Source organism: Kitasatospora sp. P5_F3, assembly GCF_054049135.1.
On record NZ_JBFUMY010000059.1, the window covers coordinates 24,593 to 45,788 of the forward strand.

21 protein-coding genes, 1 tRNA gene and 2 pseudogenes are annotated in these 21,196 nt (G+C 69.5%); 15 read left to right on the plus strand and 9 right to left on the minus strand.

The window, feature by feature from the left end; genetic code table 11:
* Positions 1–130 precede the first annotated feature (130 nt).
* Positions 131–562: a hypothetical protein gene (locus ACXJMZ_RS27865; protein ID WP_457032797.1), complete on the minus strand. Its 432-nt coding sequence runs from the start codon at positions 560–562 to the stop codon at positions 131–133.
* A 317-nt stretch (positions 563–879) separates the two neighbouring features.
* Here ACXJMZ_RS27865 and ACXJMZ_RS27870 point away from each other — a divergent pair, with 317 nt between their 5' ends.
* A complete protein-coding gene (locus tag ACXJMZ_RS27870; protein WP_457032815.1) occupies positions 880–1,914 on the plus strand; it encodes a hypothetical protein in 1,035 nt (344 codons plus the stop codon).
* Between the two features lie 18 nt (positions 1,915–1,932).
* Here ACXJMZ_RS27870 and ACXJMZ_RS27875 read toward each other — a convergent pair.
* Both ACXJMZ_RS27875 and ACXJMZ_RS27880 read right to left on the minus strand, forming a co-directional pair.
* Positions 1,933–2,508, minus strand: a pseudogene (locus ACXJMZ_RS27875) (isochorismatase family protein); the annotation flags it as partial.
* Between the two features lie 98 nt (positions 2,509–2,606).
* Positions 2,607–3,923 carry a nicotinate phosphoribosyltransferase gene (locus tag ACXJMZ_RS27880; protein WP_457032798.1) on the minus strand — a complete coding sequence of 439 codons (1,317 nt, stop codon included), beginning with the start codon at positions 3,921–3,923 and terminating at the stop codon, positions 2,607–2,609.
* A 128-nt stretch (positions 3,924–4,051) separates the two neighbouring features.
* Here ACXJMZ_RS27880 and clpS point away from each other — a divergent pair, with 128 nt between their 5' ends.
* The 7 genes and pseudogenes from clpS to ACXJMZ_RS27915 all read left to right on the plus strand — a co-directional run bounded on the left by clpS (position 4,052) and on the right by ACXJMZ_RS27915 (position 8,543).
* Positions 4,052–4,345, plus strand: a complete 294-nt coding sequence (gene clpS, locus ACXJMZ_RS27885) for an ATP-dependent Clp protease adapter ClpS (protein WP_057237597.1) — start codon at positions 4,052–4,054, stop codon at positions 4,343–4,345.
* Positions 4,346–4,383: 38 nt separating this feature from the next.
* Entirely contained in the window at positions 4,384–4,947 is a 564-nt protein-coding gene (locus ACXJMZ_RS27890) for a DUF2017 domain-containing protein (protein WP_457032799.1), read from the plus strand.
* A 171-nt stretch (positions 4,948–5,118) separates the two neighbouring features.
* Positions 5,119–6,561, plus strand: a complete 1,443-nt coding sequence (locus ACXJMZ_RS27895) for an amino acid permease (RefSeq protein ID WP_457032800.1) — start codon at positions 5,119–5,121, stop codon at positions 6,559–6,561.
* Between the two features lie 44 nt (positions 6,562–6,605).
* Positions 6,606–7,037 carry a Mov34/MPN/PAD-1 family protein gene (locus ACXJMZ_RS27900; protein ID WP_457032801.1) on the plus strand — a complete coding sequence of 144 codons (432 nt, stop codon included), beginning with the start codon at positions 6,606–6,608 and terminating at the stop codon, positions 7,035–7,037.
* Between the two features lie 45 nt (positions 7,038–7,082).
* Positions 7,083–7,151: pseudogene (locus ACXJMZ_RS27905) on the plus strand (putative leader peptide); the annotation flags it as partial.
* Positions 7,152–7,243: 92 nt separating this feature from the next.
* Positions 7,244–7,516: a MoaD/ThiS family protein gene (locus ACXJMZ_RS27910; RefSeq protein ID WP_057237604.1), complete on the plus strand. Its 273-nt coding sequence runs from the start codon at positions 7,244–7,246 to the stop codon at positions 7,514–7,516.
* 58 nt (positions 7,517–7,574) lie between these two features.
* On the plus strand, positions 7,575–8,543 hold the full coding sequence (locus tag ACXJMZ_RS27915) for a PLP-dependent cysteine synthase family protein (protein ID WP_457032802.1): 969 nt from the start codon (positions 7,575–7,577) through the stop codon (positions 8,541–8,543).
* Positions 8,544–8,607: 64 nt separating this feature from the next.
* Here ACXJMZ_RS27915 and ACXJMZ_RS27920 read toward each other — a convergent pair whose 3' ends face one another.
* Complete coding sequence (locus tag ACXJMZ_RS27920) at positions 8,608–9,021, minus strand: type II toxin-antitoxin system PemK/MazF family toxin (RefSeq protein ID WP_457032803.1); 414 nt, start codon at positions 9,019–9,021, stop codon at positions 8,608–8,610.
* 184 nt (positions 9,022–9,205) lie between these two features.
* On the opposite strand from ACXJMZ_RS27920, the gene ACXJMZ_RS27925 reads away from it, so the two are divergent.
* The gene (locus tag ACXJMZ_RS27925; protein ID WP_457032804.1) at positions 9,206–9,400 is read left to right on the plus strand and encodes a helix-turn-helix transcriptional regulator; all 195 of its coding nucleotides are present in this window, start codon (positions 9,206–9,208) and stop codon (positions 9,398–9,400) included.
* 188 nt (positions 9,401–9,588) lie between these two features.
* Entirely contained in the window at positions 9,589–10,335 is a 747-nt protein-coding gene (locus ACXJMZ_RS27930; protein ID WP_457032805.1) for an MBL fold metallo-hydrolase, read from the plus strand.
* A 71-nt stretch (positions 10,336–10,406) separates the two neighbouring features.
* Here the strand turns inward: ACXJMZ_RS27930 and ACXJMZ_RS27935 are convergent, their stop codons facing one another.
* The 3 genes from ACXJMZ_RS27935 to ACXJMZ_RS27945 all read right to left on the minus strand — a co-directional run bounded on the left by ACXJMZ_RS27935 (position 10,407) and on the right by ACXJMZ_RS27945 (position 14,750).
* On the minus strand, positions 10,407–11,681 hold the full coding sequence (locus ACXJMZ_RS27935; protein WP_457032806.1) for a PTS transporter subunit EIIC: 1,275 nt from the start codon (positions 11,679–11,681) through the stop codon (positions 10,407–10,409).
* Positions 11,682–11,968: 287 nt separating this feature from the next.
* Positions 11,969–13,219, minus strand: a complete 1,251-nt coding sequence (locus tag ACXJMZ_RS27940; RefSeq protein WP_457032807.1) for a PTS transporter subunit EIIC — start codon at positions 13,217–13,219, stop codon at positions 11,969–11,971.
* A gap of 241 nt (positions 13,220–13,460) precedes the next feature.
* Entirely contained in the window at positions 13,461–14,750 is a 1,290-nt protein-coding gene (locus tag ACXJMZ_RS27945; protein ID WP_457032808.1) for a PTS transporter subunit EIIC, read from the minus strand.
* 345 nt (positions 14,751–15,095) lie between these two features.
* On the opposite strand from ACXJMZ_RS27945, the gene ACXJMZ_RS27950 reads away from it, so the two are divergent.
* The 4 genes from ACXJMZ_RS27950 (at position 15,096) to rdgB (ending at position 17,340) form a co-directional block, all read left to right on the plus strand.
* Positions 15,096–15,329, plus strand: coding sequence for a glucose PTS transporter subunit EIIB (locus ACXJMZ_RS27950; RefSeq protein WP_057237617.1), 234 nt, complete (start codon positions 15,096–15,098; stop codon positions 15,327–15,329).
* A 104-nt stretch (positions 15,330–15,433) separates the two neighbouring features.
* Positions 15,434–16,159 carry a ribonuclease PH gene (gene rph / locus ACXJMZ_RS27955; RefSeq protein ID WP_457032809.1) on the plus strand — a complete coding sequence of 242 codons (726 nt, stop codon included), beginning with the start codon at positions 15,434–15,436 and terminating at the stop codon, positions 16,157–16,159.
* Positions 16,160–16,324: 165 nt separating this feature from the next.
* Positions 16,325–16,711 carry a hypothetical protein gene (locus tag ACXJMZ_RS27960; protein ID WP_457032810.1) on the plus strand — a complete coding sequence of 129 codons (387 nt, stop codon included), beginning with the start codon at positions 16,325–16,327 and terminating at the stop codon, positions 16,709–16,711.
* A gap of 20 nt (positions 16,712–16,731) precedes the next feature.
* The gene (gene rdgB, locus ACXJMZ_RS27965) at positions 16,732–17,340 is read left to right on the plus strand and encodes an RdgB/HAM1 family non-canonical purine NTP pyrophosphatase (RefSeq protein ID WP_457032811.1); all 609 of its coding nucleotides are present in this window, start codon (positions 16,732–16,734) and stop codon (positions 17,338–17,340) included.
* 64 nt (positions 17,341–17,404) lie between these two features.
* Here rdgB and ACXJMZ_RS27970 read toward each other — a convergent pair.
* Positions 17,405–17,479, minus strand: a tRNA-Leu gene (locus ACXJMZ_RS27970).
* Between the two features lie 24 nt (positions 17,480–17,503).
* Positions 17,504–18,364 (minus strand): HNH endonuclease signature motif containing protein, encoded by an 861-nt coding sequence (locus ACXJMZ_RS27975; protein ID WP_457032812.1) that lies wholly within the window; start codon positions 18,362–18,364, stop codon positions 17,504–17,506.
* A gap of 393 nt (positions 18,365–18,757) precedes the next feature.
* On the opposite strand from ACXJMZ_RS27975, the gene ACXJMZ_RS27980 reads away from it, so the two are divergent.
* Entirely contained in the window at positions 18,758–21,142 is a 2,385-nt protein-coding gene (locus ACXJMZ_RS27980) for a chitinase C-terminal domain-containing protein (RefSeq protein WP_457032814.1), read from the plus strand.
* The last annotated feature ends 54 nt before the right edge of the window (positions 21,143–21,196 follow it).

The following is a 21,196-nucleotide window of genomic DNA, read 5'->3' on the forward strand; positions in this document are numbered from 1 at the left end:
CGCTGCGAAAGTGCCTGGCCACTTACGTACGGGTGACCTTGTACGAGGTCGGCGTCGCCCACGCGGCGGAGCCGCACATCAGCGGAGCCCCGAGCCCCTGGGCTCACCTGGCTGGGCAGCTGCGGAAGGTTCAGCAGGTGCGGTTGGGTTCCTCGGGTTTGTGGCGGGCGCGCTTGGCGGCGGAGCCGGCTGCGGTGGCTGCGGCTGCGGCCGCAGCGGTTGCGGCGGCGCGCCGGTTCGGCTGCTCCGGGAGGCCGGTGGCCTCGGCGGCCTCCCGCGCTTCGAGGTAGGCGTGCACGGCGGCGATGCCGTAGACCGGCTGGATGAGCTGGTTGCCCTTGAAGAACGGCCGGGCCGGGGCGAAGCCCGCCGCGATCACCAGGTCTCGGATCTCGGCTATCTCCTCCTCGGTCCGCGCGGTGAAGCGGACCTCCCAGCCCTTCTTGTACATGTGGCCGTCGTCGCCGCTGCGCCGGGCCAGGTCCGGCTGGCGGACGTAGCCGGGCAGGCGACCGAGGCGCAGTTGGGCAGCCCGCAGGGTGGCGGATTCGTCACGTGGCATGAAGCGATGTTAGGCAATCCTGAGGGGCTGCCGTGACCCCCGGACGGGGGGGAGGCGTATGGCGCTCGTCACTCTGGGTCAGCCACTGCAGGTGGAAGGGTGTTCGGCGGGGTGGGATGGCCGTACAACCGCCGTGCGGAAAATCGGATGGTACAGGCCAACTCCGATCCATACCGGCATACGGCTGAACATCCATTGGTCCAAATGGGTGAGGGTATGGGGACTTTAGTGCGGGTGAGTCCCGGTTTCGCGACGGTTGGGTAACGGTGCGTCAGGTCGTGGATGCGGAGCGGGGGTGGGTGGGGAGGGTTGTCGGCATGAGCAGCTACCAGATTCCGTCGCAGTCGCCCTCCCTCGAGGAGCTGGCCCGCCGCCAGCAGAACGTGATCACCGCCAGCCAGCTCCGTGCCCGTGGGGTGCCGACCAGGGTGGTCAGCGGCCACTGTCGCGAGGGCGGCCCGTGGCAGCGGCTGCTGCCCAAGGTCTACCTGCTGCAGGGCGGCGAGCCGACGCCGGAGCAGCGGATGTGGGCCGCACTGCTGTACGCCGCGCAGAACGGGCGCGAGGAGGGCGGCCGGGACGGCGCGGTGATCACCGGTGCGGCCGCGCTCGCCCTGTACGGATTCAGCTCCGCGCCCCGCCTGCCCGCCGTGACCGGGGTGGAGGTGCTGGTGCCCCGGCAGCGTCGGCTGAAGGACGCCGGGGAGGTCCGGATCCGGCGTACGGAACGGGAGTTGGTGGCCCGATCGGTGCACGGTCTGGCCTGCGCTCCGGTGGCCAGGGCGGTGGCCGACACGCTCCGGGAGTGGACCGACGCGGGTGCCTTCGACACCGGCGAGGTGCCGGCCGGGCAGCTCAGGGCGGTGCTCCGGGAGGCGCTGGCGAAGACCGAACCGGGTTGCACGCTACGGGAGTTGCTGGCCGAGCTGCGGGAGGCCGACCTGCTCGGCGAGGAGCGGGTGCGGGCCGCGGTGGACGAACTGCTGGCGGCGGAGCGGGAGTCGGTGCTCGGCCGGATCGGCGAGCTGGTGGACGAGTGGCTGCTGCCGACCCCGCTGACCGGTCCTGAGCTGCGGATGCGCGGTGGCACCTTCGTGGCCGTACCCGACCTGTACTGGCCGGCCGCCGCGGTTGCGGTGGAGGTGGACTCGGAGCTGCGCTGCGTCAGCGAGGGCGAGGCGGCCTGGGTGCGCGGCGGCCAGCACCGGATGGAGTACCTCGGGGTCCGGGTGGTGTACGTGTCGGGGTCCCGGCTCGCCACCGAGCCGGACGTGGTCGGCGACGAGCTGCGGGAGGCGTTCCTGGCGGGCGGTACCGATGTGGTCGAGCTGCTGGTGACCGGTCATGAGTGAACGGCCGCGGCCCCCCCCCGGCGTCCCGGTCAACTCGACTCCGGCTTCCCGTAGTTGGGTCAGCGCGGCCTCGGTGGTCGGGGCCGCGACACCTGCGGTGAGGTCGAGCAGGACCCGGGTGGTGAAGCCCTCCCGCCGGGCGTCCAGTGCGGTGGCCCGGACGCAGTGGTCGGTGGCGATCCCCACCACGTCCACCTCGGTGACGCCCCGCTCGCGCAGCCAGTCGGCCAGCGTCGCCCCGTTCTCGTCGAAGCCCTCGAAACCGCTGTAGGCCGCCGCGTGCGCGCCCTTGTCGAAGACCGCCTCGATCGCGCCCGAGATCACCGCGGGCGAGAAGTTCGGGTGGAAGCCCACCCCCTCCGTCCCGGCCAGGCAGTGCACCGGCCAGGAGTCGACGTAGTCCGGCTCGGTGGAGAAGTGCGACCCCGGATCGATGTGGTGGTCCCGGGTGGCGCAGATGTGCGCGTAGCCGGGAGTCGACTCGGCGATCAGATCGGTGATCGAGGCGGCCACCTCGGCGCCACCGGCCACCGCCAGGCTGCCGCCCTCGCAGAAGTCGTTCTGCACGTCCACGACGATCAGTGCCCGATGCATGGGATTGCTTCCTTCTCCGCCACCAGGGGCGGTGTGGTGGGCCTCGATGCTGGCCACTGTAGGCAGTTACGCGCGTAGGCGGAAGGGGCGACGCCCCGTCAAGGCGCCAGTCGCAGCTCGGTGGGCAGCACCGGCTCACCCTTGGAGAGCTGGGTGGCCGAGAGCGGCAGCGAGTCCCGGGCCCGGAGGTGCCGGTCCCGGGCGGCGGTGAGCGGTTCGCGGCCGACCACCTTGCCGTCGCGGATCAGCGGCACGTGCAGCAGGTACGGCTCCAGCTCGGCCGGCACCGGACCGGTGCCGACCACCTCGGTCATCGCCACGCCCTCGGCGTCGGGCTGCCTGGCGGCCCACTTGCGGCCGCCCACGCTGGACTTGGCGCCGGAGGAGCGCTTGGCGACCGAGACCAGTGGCCCGTCGGGGCCGGTGGCGCGGGCGACCAGCTTGTAGACCATCGCGCAGGTCGGCTCACCGCTGCCGGTGACCAGGCTGGTGCCGACGCCGTAGCCGTCCACCGGCGCGGCGGCCAGCGCGGCGATGGCGTACTCGTCCAGGTCGGAGGTGACGATGATCCGGGTGCCGGTGGCGCCGAGTTCGTCCAGCTGGCGGCGGACCCGGTGGGCCAGCAGGGTGAGGTCGCCGGAGTCGATCCGGACCGCGCCCAGCCCGGGCCCGGCCACCTCGACGGCGGTGCGGACCGCCTCGTTCAGGTCGTAGGTGTCGATCAGCAGGGTGGTGCCCCGGCCCATCGAGTCGATCTGCGCGGTGAAGGCGTCCCGCTCGCTGTCGTGCAGCAGGGTGAAGGCGTGGGCGGCGGTGCCGGTGGTCGGGATGCCGTAGGTGAAGCCCGCCGCCAGGTCCGAGGTGGCACCGAAGCCGGCCACGTACGCGGCCCGGGCGGCCGACACGGCGGCGTCCTCGTGCGCCCGGCGGGCGCCCATCTCGATGCACGGCCGCCCGCCCGCCGCGCTGGTCATCCGGGAGGCCGCGGCGGCGATCGCCGAGTCGTGGTTGAGGATCGACAGGATCAGCGTCTCCAGGATCACCGCCTCGGCGAAGCTGCCCTCCACGGTGAGCAGCGGCGAGCCGGGGAAGTAGACCTCGCCCTCGGGGTAGCCGTGGATGTCGCCGGAGAACCGGTAGTCGGCCAGGAATCGCAGGGTGGTCTCGTCGACCACCTTCTGGTCGGCCAGCCAGTCCAACTGCGGGGCGGTGAAGCGGAAGTCCTCGACCGCGTCCAGCACCCGGCCGACCCCGGCCAGCACGCCGTAGCGGCGGCCGTTGGGCAGTCGGCGGGTGAACACCTCGAAGACCGAGCGCCGGTGGGCGGCGCCGCTGCGCAGGGCGGCCTGCAGCATGGTCAGCTCGTAGCGGTCGGTGAGCAGCGCCGTGGAGCGGCGCACGGTGTCGGCATCCATGGGGATGATGCTACTGGACTTAGCGTCACTTTGACGATTTCTCTCACCGATCGACCCGGATTCGCTCGTGCGTCCCCCGGATGGAAGCATGAGAGACGGTAAACCGTGTCCCGACGAGGAGTGCAGCCGTGAGTGTCGCGCCCGTGGAGATCGAGCGCCCGGAGGTCGAAGGCATTCCAGCGGTGGAGCCCGACACCCCCTGGGTCACGATCGTCCACAATGACCCGGTCAATCTGATGAGTTACGTCCAGTACGTCTTTCAGGCCTACTTCGGCTTCCCGAAGGAGAAGGCCAGGACGCTGATGATGGAGGTCCACCAGAAGGGCCGCGCCGTGGTCTCCAGCGGCTCCCGTGAGGAGATGGAGCGGGACGTCCAGGCGATGCACGGCTACGGCCTGTGGGCCACGCTCCAGCACGACTGACCAACCACCCCACCACGACGACGGGTTGACGACTAATCATGGTTCGGCTGTTCGAGAGCACGGGCGACGGCGGCGCGCGGGCCGCGCTGGACGAGGGCGACGCCACCCTGCTGCGCTCGCTGTTCATGCAGGTGCTGGAGATGATCGGCCCCGGGCCGGCCGCGAATGCCGACCCGCTGGCCGCGCTGTTCGCCGAGGGGCCGAGCAGGCCGCCCGCCGACCCGGCGCTGGCCCGGCTGTTCCCGGACGCCTACGGCGACCCCGGCAAGCCGGACGACAAGGAGGCGGAGGCGGCCTCGGCCGAGTTCCGCCGCTACACCGAGCCCGACCTGCGGACCCGAAAGCGGGACGACGTGCTGGCGGTGATCCGGGCCCTGGACGGCCTCGGTGCGGGCGAGGACCTGGTGCTGCCGGCCGAGGAGTGCCCGCGCTGGCTCGGCGCCACCAACGACCTGCGGCTGATCCTCGGCACCCGGCTGGAGGTCAGCGAGGAGGACGACTACTTCGCGCTGCCGGACGACGACCCGGCCAAGCCGCTGGCGATGGCGTACCTGTGGCTCGGCGCCCTGCAGGAGTCGCTGCTGGAGGCGATGGCCGACTGATCAGGACCGCTCCGGAGCCCCCGTCCCACACCCTGGGACGGGGGCTCCGGCATTTCCGGCACAGCACCACCAAACCTGACATCACATGCTCAAATATCGCTCAGATATGCACCGTTATCCGGGCGGACCGTGGTACGACTGCCACTCCCCACGAGTCAAGGACGGTGGCCGATGGCCCAGCAGGAGTTCGACGAGGTGACCGATCCGGTACCGGACGAGGAGGGCTACGCCCGCGGTCTGGGCAGCCGTCAGATCCAGATGATCGCGATCGGCGGCGCGATCGGCACCGGCCTCTTCCTCGGCGCCGGAACCGCCATCTCCAAGGCGGGCCCGAGCCTGATCCTCAGCTACGCGGTGGCCGGTCTGGTGATCTTCGTGATCATGCGGGCGCTCGGCGAGCTGCTGACGTACCGTCCGGTCTCCGGCAGCTTCGCCGAGTACGCCCGGGAGTTCCTCGGCCCGTTCGCGGGCTACGTGACCGGCTGGACGTACTGGCTGTTCTGGGTGGTCACCGGCATGGCGGAGACCACCGCCGCCGCCGTGTACGTGAAGTTCTGGGCGCCCGGCATCCCGCAGTGGATCTCCGCGCTGGTCTTCCTGGTGATCCTGTACGGCGCCAACCTGATCTCGGTGAAGCTGTTCGGCGAGATCGAGTTCTGGTTCTCGATGATCAAGGTGACCGCGATCATCGGCATGATCCTGATCGGCATCGGGGTGCTCACCCTCGGTTTCAGCGACGCCGGTGACACCGCCGCGCTCAGCAACCTCTGGTCGGACGGCGGCTTCTTCCCCAAGGGCATCGGCGCCACCGTGATGACCCTGCAGATCGTGATGTTCGCCTACCTCGGCGTCGAGTTGGTCGGCGTCACGGCGGGGGAGAGCGAGAACCCGCAGAAGACCCTGCCGCGCGCGATCAACACGCTGCCCTGGCGGATCGCGCTGTTCTACATCGGCGCGCTGGTGGTCATCCTGTCCGTGGTGCCGTGGCGGGAGTTCGCCCCGGGCGTCAGCCCGTTCGTGGCCGCGTTCGAGAAGATGGGCATCCCGGCGGGGGCCGGGATCATCAACTTCGTGGTGCTCACCGCAGCGCTCTCCTCCTGCAACTCCGGGATGTACTCCACCGGCCGGATGCTGCGCGACCTCGCGATCCGCGGCCAGGCGCCCGGGCAGCTCACCGCGCTCAACCGGCAGAAGACCCCGGCCGCCGCGATCACCGTCTCCTGCCTGCTGATGGGCCTCGGCGTGGTGCTCAACTACCTCGCCCCCGCAAAGGCGTTCGAGTACATCACCTCGGTGGCCACCGTCTGCGGCCTGTGGACCTGGGCGATGATCCTGATCTGCCAGATCCGCTACCGGACCGCCTGGAAGGCCGGCCACCTGCCCGCGCCGACCTTCAAGGCACCCGGTGGGCCGACGGCCAGCTGGGCCTCGCTGGCCTTCCTGGTGATGGTGGTGGTGCTGATCGCGATCGACGAGGACAGCCGGATCTCGCTGTACGTCTTCCCGGTCTGGGCCCTGCTGCTGGTGATCGGCTACCAGGTGCTCAAGAGCCGCAGGCCGGAGGCCGTGGTGGCGCACGGGCACGACCACGTCCACGCCAAGTCCGGTGACTGAGACAGTCGGTGGGGACCGCTCGGACGGCTGGCTATCCTGACCGCATGCTGACCATCACCCGAGAGCTGCACGACGCGATCGTCGCCCACGCCCGTGCCGACCACCCGGACGAGGCCTGCGGCGTGGTCGCGGGCGCGGCCGGCAGCGACCGCCCCGAGCGGTTCATCCCGATGCTCAACGCGGCCCGCTCGCCCACCTTCTACGAGTTCGACTCCGGTGACCTGTTCAAGCTCTACCGGGAGATGGACGACCGGGACGAGGTGCCCGTGATCGTCTACCACTCGCACACCGCGACCGAGGCCTACCCGTCGCGGACCGACGTCAGCTACGCCTCCGAGCCGGAGGCCCACTACGTGCTGGTCTCCACCGCGGAGGGCACCGAGCCCGGCGACCCGTTCCAGTTCCGCTCGTTCCGGATCGTGGACGGTGTGATCACGGAGGAAGACGTCGAGATCGTCGAGACGTACGCAGCCTGACCGACGCCCGGCCCGCCGTACCCGCCTGACCAGGCCGGTACGGCGGCGCGCCTGCACGTCGACCTGTGCCGGCTCGCCAGCGCGATCTGTCCCGGCCCCGCCGACGTCCGCTGACCTCGGCACCAACCGCTTTTCCCCGCCCCGGGGCCACCCTCCCCTGCCGCGCCCGCGGCCACCCGAACTCACACCCGATCAGGAGCGCAGCCATGGCCATCGAGGTCCGCATCCCGACCATCCTCCGCACGTACACCGACGGCCAGAAGGCCGTCGAGGGCGCCGGCGCCAACCTCGGCGAGCTGTTCGCCGACCTGGACGCCCGGCACCCGGGCATCGCCGCCCGCCTGCTGGACGGCGGCGAGCTGCGCCGCTTCGTCAACGTCTACCTGAACGACGAGGACGTGCGCTTCCTGGAGGGCATCGGCACCGGCCTGACGGACGGCGACAGCGTCACCATCCTCCCCGCCGTGGCCGGCGGCTGAGACCCGCCGAGACCAGCCACACCCCGCCCCGCTCCTCGACTGCCGGAGGCTCCGTCAGATGAAGTACGACAGCCCGCTCGAAGCCGTCGGCAACACTCCGCTGGTCCGGCTGCCCCGGATCTCCGCCGCCGTGCCCGGCAACGGGGACGGTCTGGTGACCCTCTGGGCCAAGCTGGAGGACCGCAACCCGACCGGTTCGATCAAGGACCGGCCGGCCCTGCACATGATCGAGCGGGCCGAGGCGGCGGGGCTGCTCACCCCCGGCTGCACCATTCTGGAGCCGACCAGCGGCAACACCGGCATCTCACTCGCCATGGCGGCCAAGCTCAAGGGCTACCGGATGGTCTGCGTGATGCCGGAGAACACCAGCGAGGAGCGCCGCGAGCTGCTCCGGATGTGGGGCGCGGAGATCATCCCCTCGCCCGCGGCAGGCGGCTCCAACACGGCCGTCCGGATCGCCAAGGAGATCGCCGCCGAGCACCCGGACTGGGTGATGCTCTACCAGTACGGCAACCCGGACAACGCCGGTGCGCATTACGCCGGTACCGGCCCGGAGATCCTCGCCGACCTCCCCGACATCACCCACTTCGTGGCCGGCCTGGGCACCACCGGCACCCTGATGGGCGTCGGCCGCTACCTGCGGGAGAAGGTCCCCGGCGTCCGGATCGTCGCGGCCGAGCCGCGCTACGACGACCTGGTCTACGGGCTGCGCAACCTGGACGAGGGCTTCGTCCCCGAGCTGTACGACGCCCAGGTGCTCACCACCCGGTTCTCGGTCGGCTCGGCCGACGCCGTCCGCCGCACCCGCGAACTGCTCCAGCAGGAGGGCATCTTCGCGGGCGTGTCGACCGGCGCCATCCTGCACGCCGCGATCGGGGTCGGCCGCAAGGCCGCCCAGGCCGGCGAGCGGGCCGAGGTGGTCTTCGTGGTCGCCGACGGCGGCTGGAAGTACCTCTCCACCGGCATCTACACGGCCGAGACGACCGAGGCCGCCGTCGAGGCGCTGCAGGGCCAGCTCTGGGCCTGACGGCCCGTCAGTCGGATGCGGTACGGCGCGGTCCCCGCTGGGCGGGGGCCGCGCCGTCCGTCGTTCAGCGCAGCGCCCGCTGAGCCTTCGCCCAGGTCGGCCCGTCCAGCGGCCCGACCCGGCGGCGGAACGCCCGCAGCGGCACCTCGCGCAGCTCGTCCGTCTCCAGCCAGCTGGCCCGGCCCTGCCGGTCGCCGACCGCGCCCGGCGGCAGGGCGAGCACACCGGCACGGTCGTCGTGCCGCTTGCTGGTGATCTTCGCGACGGTGGCGGTCCGCCGGTTCACCCGCAGCACCAGGCACGGCCGGTCCTTCGTGCCGGGCCCGTCCTCGAACGGCACCTCGGCCCACCACACCTCGCGAGGCGCAGGACCGCCCGCCGGACCGCCCGCCGGGGCGGAGGGCCGCCGTCGGCGGACGGCCACCAGGACCGCGAGCAGGACCAGCACGACCAACGCGGCTATCAGCCATTTCTCCATCCGCAGACCGTACAACCACGTCTCGGGTCGACTGTGACAGTTGAGCATTTATCCGTTTGGTGCTGCTGATTTGTCACGGAACAACCACAGAGTCCCTTCTGGGCTAAAGATCCTCGTTGGGCCGGAAAAGCTGATCGCGACCTCCCGACAGCAACCCTCGGAACCCTCCCTGAAGGTGGCCCAGATGTCCTCACACAGCGATGAGTTGTGGTCGTACGCCGAGATCGCCAGGCATATCAACGTCCAGTCGGACACTGTTCGCAACTACCGTCGGCACGGCCTGCTGCCCGATCCGGACATGATCGACGGCAGCGGCCACCCCCGCTGGTTCGCGGGCACCATCCGCGCCTGGGCCCGGAACCGCCCCGGCAACCGCTGAGGCGCTTCACCCGGCCCCCGTCTCCGCCCCGCGCCCGGCGCGGCCCGTTCTGGTGACATCAGCCACAGCACGGCACGGAGACGGGGGCAAAGTGCCTCCCGGCCCTTACTCTCGTCTGGCAGCCGGCCGCTACCACCAGGTAGCTCCGCAGGCACGGACCATGACCCATCGGGGTGGAGGGGCTCGGCATGAGACTGACCGTGGTGGGGTGCTCGGGAAGCTTCCCGTCCGCCGAGTCGCCCTGCTCCAGCTACCTGATCGAGGCCGACGGCTTCCGGCTGGTGCTCGACCTCGGCAACGGCGCGCTCGGCGCCCTGCAGAAGTACTGCGGCCTGTACGACATCGACGCGGTGATGCTCAGTCACCTGCACGCGGACCACTGCATCGACCTCTGCGCCTACTGGGTCGCCCGGAACTACCGGCTGGAGGGCTGCCCCGAGTCCGTCCCGGTGTACGGGCCCGCGGGCACCGCCGACCGGCTGGCCCGGGCGTACGACATGCCCGAGCAGCCGGGCATGACCGAGGTCTTCGACTTCCACACCCTCACAGAGGGCAGCTTCCGGCTGGGTCCGCTGACCGTCACGACGGCCCGGGTCAGCCACCCGGTGGAGACCTTCGCCTTCCGGATCGAGCACGGCGGCCGCAGCCTGGTGTACTCCGGCGACACCGGCGAGTGCCCGGAATTGGTCGAACTCGCCCGGGGCGCCGACCTGTTCCTCTGCGAGGCGGCCTACACCCACGGCAAGGAGACCTTCACGGCCGTCCACCTGAACGGCCGCGAGGCGGGCGAACACGCCGCCGCGGCCGGGGTCGGCCGCCTGGTGCTCACCCACATCCCGCCGTGGACCGACCCCGAGACCAACCGCCGCGACGCCGCAGCGGTGTACGGCGGCCCGGTCGAACTGGCCCGCCCGGGCGCGGTCTACCAGCTCTGACCCTCAGGACAACGGACGGACCCCGCACGGCAGTTGCCGAGCGGGGTCCGTCCGTTGAAGCGGTCAGGCGGTCAGGCCTTGGTGAGCTCCTCGAGCTCCTCGTCGCTCTCGCGACCGGGAGTCGGCAGGTTGAACTTGGCGATCGCCCAGCGGAACAGCACGTAGTACAGGGCGGCGAAGACCAGACCGATCGGGATGATCATCCAGGCGTTGGTGGACTTGCTCCAGCCGAGCAGGTAGTCGATCAGGCCGGCCGAGAAGGTGAAGCCGGCGTGCACGCCGAGGGCCCAGGTGACGGCCATCGAGACGGCGGTGAGCACCGCGTGGATCACGTACAGGGCCGGGGCGATGAAGACGAAGGCGAACTCGATCGGCTCGGTGACACCGGTGACGAAGGAGGTCAGCGCGAGCGACATCATCATGCCCATCACGGCGGCGCGGCGCTCGGGGCGGGCGGCGTGCGCGATGGCCAGGGCGGCGGCGGGGAGCGCGAACATCATGATCGGGAAGAACCCGGCCATGAACTGACCGGCCGTCGGGTCACCGGCGAAGTAGCGGGTCAGGTCACCGTGCACCACGGTGCCGTCGGCCTTGGTGAAGTCACCGGTCTGGAACCAGGCGTAGGAGTTCACGAACTGGTGCATGCCGACCGGCAGCAGGCCACGGTTGACCAGGCCGAACGCACCGGCACCGAAGGCCCCGGCACCGATCAGCGAGTTGTTCAGGCTGCTGATGGCGTCGCCGACCGGGCCCCAGCAGAGCGCGAACACGACGCCGACGGCGGTACCGACGAAGGCCATGATGATCGGGACCAGGCGGCGGCCGTTGAAGAAGCCGAGCCAGTCGACCAGCTTGGTGCGGTGGTACTTCTGCCACAGCACGGCGCTCAGCAGGCCGATCACGATGCCGCCGAGCACGCCGGGGTTCTCGTAGGTCGCGGCGACCCACTTGCCGTCCTTGATCGCGCCTTCGGTGATCGGGAACGCGGTCAGCACGTTCTTGTAGACCAGGAAGCCGACCAGGGCGGCGAGCGCGGTGGAGCCGTCCGCCTTCTTGGCGAAGCCGATCGCGATGCCCACCGCGAAGAGCAGCGGCAGGTTGGAGAAGACGGCGTCACCGGCGGTGGCGAACACCGCGGCGACCTTGTCCCAGCCGAGGCCGTCCTTGCCGAAGACGTCGTCCTGACCGAGGCGGAGCAGCAGACCGGCCGCCGGGAGGACGGCGATCGGGAGCTGGAGGCTCCGGCCGATCTTCTGGAGGCCCTGGAGCACGCTCTGCCCGAACTTCTTGCCGGGCGAGGGGACCGGTGCCGCGGCGGGCGCCGGTGCCTGCGCAGTCGTAGTCATGGGGGTGGTTCCTAACGGCAGGGCGGATCGGTCGGGGGAGGAGCATCGGGGGCCGAACCGCGAACTGGTCTACACCACTAGTGGTGTAGACCAGTTTTCTAGCACGCCCGGAGAGGAGCCGGAACCCCTGGAAGCCGTGCAGGTGGGAAGCGCTATGAAATCGAAACCTTCTTTTGGATTAATGATCATGACTACCCGCCGTAATCGCCATTTTGGCGAGTTGCGCAACAAAAAGACCCGCTCCCGGCGGCGGGGCCGTCGGGAGCGGGTTTCGGATTGACGAGGGGTCAGTCCTTGGTGACGTCCTCGATCTCCTCGTCGTCCTCGCGGCCGGGGGTCTTGAGGTTGAACTTGGTGATCACGAACCGGAAGAGCAGGTAGTAGACCACCGCGAAGCAGAGCCCGATCGGGATCACCAGCCAGGGCTTGGTGTCCAGGTGCCAGAGCGTGACGTAGTCGATCAGTCCGGCCGAGAAGCTGAAGCCCGCGTGCACCCCGAGCGCCCAGGTGACGAACATCGAGATGCCGGTCAGGATCGCGTGTGCCACGTAGAGCAGCGGCGCCAGGAACATGAAGGAGAACTCGATTGGCTCGGTCACGCCGGTGATGAAGCTGGTCGCCGCCAGCGACATCATCAGGCCGGTGATCTCCTTGCGCCGGTGCGGCTTGGCGGTGTGCGCGATGGCCAGGGCGGCGGCCGGGAGGCCGAACATCATGATCGGGAAGAAACCGGAGGTGAACTGGCCGGCCGTCGGGTCGCCGCCCAGGAAGCGGGTGATGTCGCCGTGCAGCACCTGGCCGGCCGAGTCGGTGAAGTCGCCGGCCTGGAACCAGAAGAAGGTGTTCACGAACTGGTGCATACCGACCGGCAGCAGGCCACGGTTGACCACACCGAAGATCGCCGAGCCGAACGAGCCGAGCCCGATCAGCCAGTCGCTGAACGCGTTGATCCCGTCGCCGATCGGGCCCCAGCAGAGCGCCACCAGTACGCCCAGGGCGGTGCCGACGAAAGCCATGATGATCGGGACCAGGCGGCGGCCGTTGAAGAAGCCGAGCCAGTCGACCAGCCTGGTGCGGTGGTACTTCTGCCACAGCACGGCGGTCAGCAGACCGATGATGATGCCGCCGAGCACGCCGGGGTTCTGGTAGGTCGCGGCGACCCACTTCTCGCCCTCGATGTGGCCCTCGGTGACCGGGAATGCCTGGAGCACCTTGGAGAAGGTCAGGTAACCCACCACCGCGGCCAGCGCGGTGGAGCCGTCGGCCTTCTTGGCGAAGCCGATCGCGATACCGATGCAGAACAGCAGTGGCAGGCCGAAGGCCCCGTCCAGAATCGACGTGCCGCCGGCCAGTAGGACGGCCGAGACCTTGTCCCAGAAGTCACCGTGCAGGTACGAGGCGATCAGGTTGCCGAGGCTGACCAGCAGGCCGGCGGCCGGGAGCACGGCGACCGGGAGCTGGAGGCTGCGGCCGACCTTCTGCAGTCCTTGGAGGAGCCCGGCGCCTGGCTTCCTGGCGGGGGCGGTGGTCGAACTCATGGGCTGTCCTTCGGCGGTGGGCGACTCTGCGCACCGATCGGCAGGGCGCCGATTGGTCTACACCAATTCGAGGTGCAGAGCTTTTCTAACACGCTGCCGACATGGAACTGAAAAAAATCCGACACCGAATGCCCGGCGATTGACCGGTGTGATTCCGATAGGGTCGTTGGTCCCGTTCCGGGAACGCCGAAAGGCCCCCGGACCAGTGGTCCGAGGGCCTTTCCTGGGAATTGGCGGAGCGTCAGGCCTTGGTGACGTCCTCGACGTCCTCGTCGTCCTCGCGGCCGGGAGTCTTGAGGTTGAACTTGGTGATGATGAAGCGGAAGAGCGCGTAGTAGACCGCCGCGAAACAGAGTCCGATCGGGATGATCAGCCAGGGCTTGGTGGCCAGGGTCCAGTTGATGCAGTAGTCGATCAGGCCGGCCGAGAAGCTGAAGCCGTCCTTCACGCCGAGCGCCCAGGAGACCGCCATCGAGGCACCGGTGAGCAGGGCGTGCACGGCGTACAGCGCGGGGGCGATGTAGGCGAAGGAGTACTCGATCGGCTCGGTGACGCCGGTGACGAAGGAGGTCAGGCCGACCGAGAGCATCAGGCCGGTGATCTCCTTGCGGCGGTGCGGCTTGGCGCAGTGCGCGATGGCCAGCGCGGCGGCGGGAAGCGCGAACATCATGATCGGGAAGAAACCGGTGGTGAACTGACCGGCCGTCGGGTCGCCCGCCAGGAAGCGCGGGATGTCGCCGTGGACCTCCGAGCCGTCCGGCTTGGTGTAGTCGCCGAACTGGAACCAGACGAAGGTGTTCAGCAGCTGGTGCATGCCGATCAGCAGCAGGACGCGGTTGGCGAGACCGAACAGGCCGGCACCCCAGGCGTCCAGGTCGGCCAGCCACTGGCTGAAGTCGGTCATCGCGTCGCCGATCGGCGGCCAGGCCCATACGGAGAGGCAGGCGAACGCCAGGCCGAACAGGGCCGTGATCATCGGGACCAGGCGGCGGCCGTTGAAGAATCCGAGCCAGTCGACCAGCTGCTTGCGGTGGTAGCGGACCCAGAGCCAGGCCGACGCCAAGCCGATCAGGATGCCGCCGAGCACGCCGGGGTTCTGGTAGATGGCGCTCGCCGCATTCCGCGAACTGAAGTCCACGCACTTGTTCCCGACCAGAACGGTGGTGCCCGTGCAGTCCTCCGGGAAGGCGTGGAGCACGCTGTAGTAGACGAGGAAGCCGACGACCGCCGCGAGTGCGGTCGAGCCGTCGGCCTTCTTGGCCATGCCGATCGCGACCCCGATGCAGAACAGCAGGGGCAGACCGAGGCTGGAGTCGAGCAGAGCGCCACCGGCGGCGGCGAAGACCTTCGCCACGTTGTCCCAGCCGAGGCCATCCGAGCCGAAGACGTCGGGCTGGCCGAGCCGGTTCAGGATGCCGGCGGCCGGCAGTACCGCGACCGGGAGCTGGAGACTGCGGCCCATCTTCTGGAGGCCGCCGTAGAACCCGTGCCACCACTGCGTCTGTGGGGCGGTGGCGCCTGCCGAACTCATCATCGTCCTCCGAGTGCCGGATGTGTCCGGGCCCGGAACACCGGCGGGCGTTTCCGCGTTGTCCGAAGTGCACCTAATATTGGTGTAGACCACTTACGAGCAGAGTGGGCGCGCCGGGTCCAAGGTCCTGCTGATCGTCATCCTGTGATGAAGATCGGCAGCGCGCGCGTCCTGCTGGGCCAAAAGTGGACTAACGTGGCAAGTCGGTCGAACTCGGGCGATGCTGGTCGCGCGCCGTCGTGGGCGCGGCAACTGAGTCCGCGTCACCTTCCGACGACAGCCACCAGCACCGAGCGGTACGGCACCGGGCAGAGCTGCCGGGAGCCGAGACAGAGGGAGAAAGACATGGCCAGCAAGGCTGAGAAGATCGTCGCCGGTCTCGGCGGCATCGAGAACATCGAAGAGGTCGAGGGCTGCATCACCCGCCTGCGCACCGAGGTCAAGGACGCCTCCCTGGTCAACGAAGCCGCACTGAAGGCCGCCGGCGCCCACGGCGTCGTCAAGATGGGCACCGCGATCCAGGTCGTGATCGGCACCGACGCCGACCCGATCGCCGCGGACATCGAGGACATGATGTGAGCTGAGACGCAGCGGTCTCACCGCGACGGCCCGTCACCCCGCCAGGGGTGGACGGGCCGCAGTGTTTCCCGGGCCATCGGCGGGAGCGGCTAGGCTCGGTGCCTATGTCACGCATCGACGGCCGCACCCCCGATCAGCTCCGCCCGATCACCATCGAACGAGGCTGGAGCAAGCACGCCGAAGGCTCCGTCCTGGTCTCCTACGGCGACACCAAGGTGCTCTGCACCGCCAGCGTCACCGAGGGCGTCCCCCGCTGGCGCAAGGGCAGCGGCGAGGGCTGGGTCACCGCCGAGTACTCCATGCTCCCGCGCGCCACCAACACCCGCGGCGACCGCGAGTCGGTCCGCGGCAAGATCGGCGGCCGCACCCACGAGATCAGCCGCCTGATCGGCCGTTCGCTGCGCGCGGTGATCGACCACCGGGCGCTCGCCGAGAACACCATCGTGCTCGACTGCGACGTGCTCCAGGCCGACGGCGGCACCCGCACCGCGGCCATCACCGGTGCGTACGTGGCGCTGGTGGACGCGGTCTCCTGGGCCCGCGACAAGAAGCTGCTCCGAGCAAAGGGCCAGCCGATCACCGGCGGCGTCAGCGCGGTCAGTGTCGGCATCATCGACGGCGTCCCGATGCTCGACCTCCGCTACGAGGAGGACGTCCGGGCCGAGACCGACATGAACATCGTCTGCACCGCCGACGGCCGCTTCGTCGAGGTGCAGGGCACCGCCGAGGGCGCGCCGTTCAACCGCGCGCTGCTCGACCAGCTGCTCGACCTGGGCACGCTGGGCTGCGCCGAGCTGGACGAGATCCAGCGCAAGGTGCTCGAGGGCTGACCGGTCGTCAGACCGTACGGGCTCCGGGGCCGGCCGCTGTACAGGCGGGGCCCGGAGCCCGTACGGTTCGGGCCGTCAGCCCGGTACGGGAACCGGCGGCGGCCACGCCGTCGTCCTCCTGACCGTCGGACCTGCCCCAGCGTCTTCACAACGGAGGACCTTTCGATGCCCCTCAGCATCAACCGTTCCGCCACCCTGTCGGTGGCCGCGCTCGCGCTCCTGCTGCCGCTCGGCGTGGGCTGCTCGGCGGCCCAGAAGGCACTCGACTGCGGCAACACGGCGGTGAAGATCAGCAGCGACTTCGCCGCGGTGAGCCAGGCTTGGGGTAACGCGGGCAACGACCCGCAGGCCGCCGGGCAGGCGCTGCAGACGCTCAAGAACGACCTGGACGAGCTGGGCCGCAACTCCAGCGACACCGACGTCAGCAAGGCGATCACCGACCTGCAGACCCAGGTCGACAAGACCCAGCAGGCGATCAACGCCAAGCAGGTCCCCGACCTCAAGCCGCTCGGCGACGCGGCCTCCAACCTGACCAAGGCCTGCACCGGCTGACGCCGCATAGGCTGGGGCGCATGACTACCCGACGCCTCGTCCTCGCCACCCGGAACCAGCACAAGGTCGCGGAGCTGCGTGCCATCCTCGGCGCGGCCGGACTCGACGTGGAGCTGGTCGGCGCCGACGCCTACCCGGAGATCCCGGACGTGCCCGAGACCGGCGTGACCTTCGCCGAGAACGCCCTGCTGAAGGCGCACGCGCTGGCGCGCGCCACCGGCCTGCCCGCCGTCGCCGACGACTCCGGTCTCTGCGTGGACGTGCTGAACGGCGCCCCCGGCATCTTCTCCGCCCGCTGGGCCGGCAAGCACGGCGACGACCGCGCCAACCTCGAGCTGCTGCTGGCCCAGCTCGGCGACATCGCCGCCCCCCACCGGGGCGCGCACTTCGCCTGCGCCGCCGCACTCGCCCTGCCGGACGGCACCGAACGGGTGGTCGAGGGCCGGCTGCTCGGCACCCTGCGCACCGCCCCCTCGGGCGACGGCGGCTTCGGCTACGACCCGATCCTCCAGCCGCTCGGCGAGACCCGCACCTGTGCCGAGCTCACCCCCGCCGAGAAGAACGCCATCAGCCACCGCGGCCAGGCCTTCCGCGGCCTCGCCCCGGTGGTCCGCGAGCTCCTCGGCTGACGGTGCATCGGCCGGAGAGACGACAGGGCCCCGACTGCCTTCGGCAGCCGGGGCCCTGTGCGTGTGCGCCCGGTGGGACTCGAACCCACGACAATGCGGACCTAAACCGCACCCCTCTAGCCAGCTGGGGTACAGGCGCTTGGTGCGGCAAGCCTACCGTCTGTCAAGCCTGGTCCGGTACTGAGATTGCCCGAGCGATGCTCCGGCTGTGCCGGTTGCGACCGCAGTAGGTCGGGGTGACGGAGTGGCAGTTCGGGCAGAGCAGACGGAGATTCTCCGGCCGGTTGTCCAGCCAGTCCCCGTTGACGTGATCCACCTCCAGTGTCATCGGCAGGCCCTGCCAGGTGGGCGGTGTGCCACACATCGCGCAGAGGTCCGGCCGGCCGGTGTACAGCAGCATGGTCCGCAGGCGATCGCCGGGGATCCGGTTGCTGCCTTCCGGCCGCCGTCTGAGGAGTTCGTCCGGCCGGAGTCGAGGACCGCGGCAGCCCCGGTTGTGCGCCTGGCCGGTGAAGTGGCCGGTGTCGAGCCGGTGGTGGGTGATGCTGTCGGCGACCTTCCGGCGCGAAGCATTGGTCTCGGGCAGACCCAGGGCACGGACGACGCCGATGACGCTGCGACTTGAGGTCGCGGCCAGCGCCAGTGCCTCTCGCGGGAGCGGCGAGTCGGCTGCGCCGCGGAACGCGAAGTGCGAGGTGTCGATGCCGAATTCGGTGAGCCGCTGCTTCAGGTACGAGTACGCGCTGTCGTACGGTTCGACGCCCATGAAGCGGAGCATCGAACCGATACTGGTGCTGTTGGCGGCGGCCTCGGCCAGGAGCTCCCGGGGGTAGCGGTGACGCCCGTAGTCGGGCCGGCCCTGGTTGAAGTGGGACGTGTCGATCCCGTAGTACCTGATCCGCCTGCTGAGGTAGCTGTGGGTGCCGCCGGCCATGGGTACGCCGAGCCTGCGCATCACGTCGTTCACGCTCGTTGATTCGGCGACCACTGCGGCGAGCAGCTCGCGGGTGTACCTGACTGTCATGTCTGTGCCTCCCGGGCCAAGTTGTGCGCCCGTCCCCCATGGATACGAACGAGCCTTGGGGTGAAAGGGCACGGGCGATCCGGAAGATGAACGTGTGATGAGAGTCATGGGCAGCCGAGGATCTCGGATGACTACCGATTGGTACAGACCTATTGACCTATGTGGTTCAGACCACATAGCTTCGCGCCAATCTGCAGCGCGGCAGCCGGGGTGTTGACCGGTCGTCAGGTGCAGGCTGCCCTACCTCCCCCACTGCGCGCCCCCACAGCGCGCCGGCACTCTCCCCTGGAGGACCGAGTGTTGATCCGATCCACGACGGAGCAGCGTCCCACCGCTGCGGGCCGTCAGACGTCCGGCAGGCGGGTGGCGTTCGCCACCGCTGCCGCCGCCGTGATGGCCGGTCTGCTGGTCGCCACGCTCGGCACGGCGCCTTCGCAGGCTGCCGCGGCTGTCGACAACCAGTCCTGTCGCCCCGACGGTATGTACACCACGCCCGGCGTGGACGTGCCCTACTGCAGCGTGTACGACGCCGAGGGCCGCGAGAAGATGGGCGCCGACCACCAGCGCCGCATCATCGGGTACTTCACCGGCTGGCGTACCGGCAAGGACGGCACGCCCGCCTACCTGGTGAACAACATCCCCTGGGACAAGGTCACCCACCTGAACTACGCGTTCGGGCACATCGACGGCAACAACAAGCTCTCGGTCGGCGACGACACCGCGACCAACGAGGCCACCGGGATCACCTTCCCGGGCGTGGCCGGCGCGGAGATGGACCCGACGCTTCCGTACAAGGGTCACTTCAACCTGCTGACCAAGTACAAGAAGCAGTACCCGAACGTCAAGACCCTGATCTCGGTGGGTGGTTGGGCCGAGACCGGCGGCTACTTCGGTGCCGACGGCAACCGGGTCAACTCCGGCGGCTTCTACTCCACCACGGTCAACGCGGACGGTTCGGTCAACCAGGCCGGCATCAACACCTTCGCGGACTCGGCCGTCGACTTCATCAAGAAGTACGGCTTCAACGGCGTCGACATCGACTACGAGTACGCCACCTCGATGAAGGACGCGGGCAACCCGCTCGACTGGACCACCGCGAACGCCAAGCGCGGCTCGCTGGTCAAGGCGTTCGACGTCCTGCTGAAGACCCTGCGCGAGAAGATGGACCGGGCCGGCGCCGCCGACGGCAAGCACTACATGGTGACCGTCGCCGCTCCGTCCTCCGGGTACCTGCTCCGCGGCATGGAGACGTACCAGATGGCGAAGTACCTGGACTACGTCAACATCATGTCGTACGACCTGCACGGCGCCTGGAACAAGTACGTCGGCCCGAACGCCTCGCTGTTCGACGACGGCAAGGACGCCGAGCTGGCGGCCGCGAACGTCTACGGCACCACGCAGTACGGCGGCATCGGCTACCTGAACACCGACTGGGCGTACCACTACTTCCGTGGCGCGATGACGGCCGGCCGGATCAACGTCGGTCTGCCGTACTACACCCGCGGGTTCAAGAACGTCACCGGTGGCACCAACGGCCTCTGGGGCACCTCCTCGACCAACACCTGCCCGGCCGGCTCCGGCCTGACCACCTGCGGTGACGGCGCGAGCGGCATCGACAACATCTGGAACGACAAGGACACCAACGGAGTTGAGTCCCCGGCGGGCTCCAACCCGATGTGGCACGCGAAGAACCTGGAGAAGGGCATCGTCCCGGACTACCTCTCCAAGTACGGCGTGACCGACACCGCGCTGCAGGGCACCTACACCCGCAACTACGACTCGACCCTGGTCGCGCCGTGGCTGTGGAACGCCACCAAGAAGGTCTTCCTCTCCACCGAGGACGAGCAGTCGGTCGGCGCCAAGGCCGACTACGTCGTGAACAACGGCATCGGCGGCGCGATGATCTGGGAGCTGGCCGGCGACTACAAGTGGGACGCCGCCAAGAACCAGTACGTCCCCGGTTCGACCCTGACCTCGCTGATGTACGACAAGTTCAAGGCCGCCTCGGCGTACGGCGCGAAGCGCTCCACCATCGCGCTGCCGACCCAGACCCTGCCGATCGACGTCCAGTTCAACAGCTTCGCGCTGGGTGACGCCAACTACCCGATCAGCCCGAAGCTGCAGATCACCAACAACTCCACGGTGACCCTGCCGGGCGGTACCGAGTTCCAGTTCGACTACTCGAGCTCGGCCCCGGGCAACGCCAAGGACTCCTCGGGCTTCGGTCTCACGACGATCCGTCAGGACCACACCGGCAACAACGTCGGCGGCCTGAAGGGCATCTACAACCGGGCCTCGGTCAAGCTGCCGAGCTGGCAGTCGCTGGCCCCGGGTGCGTCCCTGACCATGGACTTCACCTACTACCTGCCGGTCTCGACCCCCGCCAACTGGACGGTCAACGTCGGCGGCACCCTGTACGGCCTGACCGGTGACCTGACCCGGGGCACCAGCGGCGCGACCTCCTCGCCGTCCTCCTCCCCGAGCAGCAGCCCGTCCAGCAGCCCGTCCTCCTCGCCGAGCAGCTCCCCGTCGAGCAGCCCGTCGTCGAGCCCGAGCAGCTCGCCGTCCAGCTCGCCCAGCACCAGCCCGAGCACCAGTGCCAGCCCCTCCACCGGGACCTGCACCGCTCCGAGCTGGAGCGCGGGCGCCATCTACGCCACCACCGGCACCAAGGTGTCCTGGAAGGGCCACCACTACACCAACAAGTGGTGGACCACCGGCGAGGACCCCTCGACCACCGGTCAGTGGGGCGTCTGGAACGACCTCGGGGTCTGCTGACCTGACGAGGTGAGAGACGGCGGTGGCGGTGCACCCGGTCGGGGGGTGCACCGC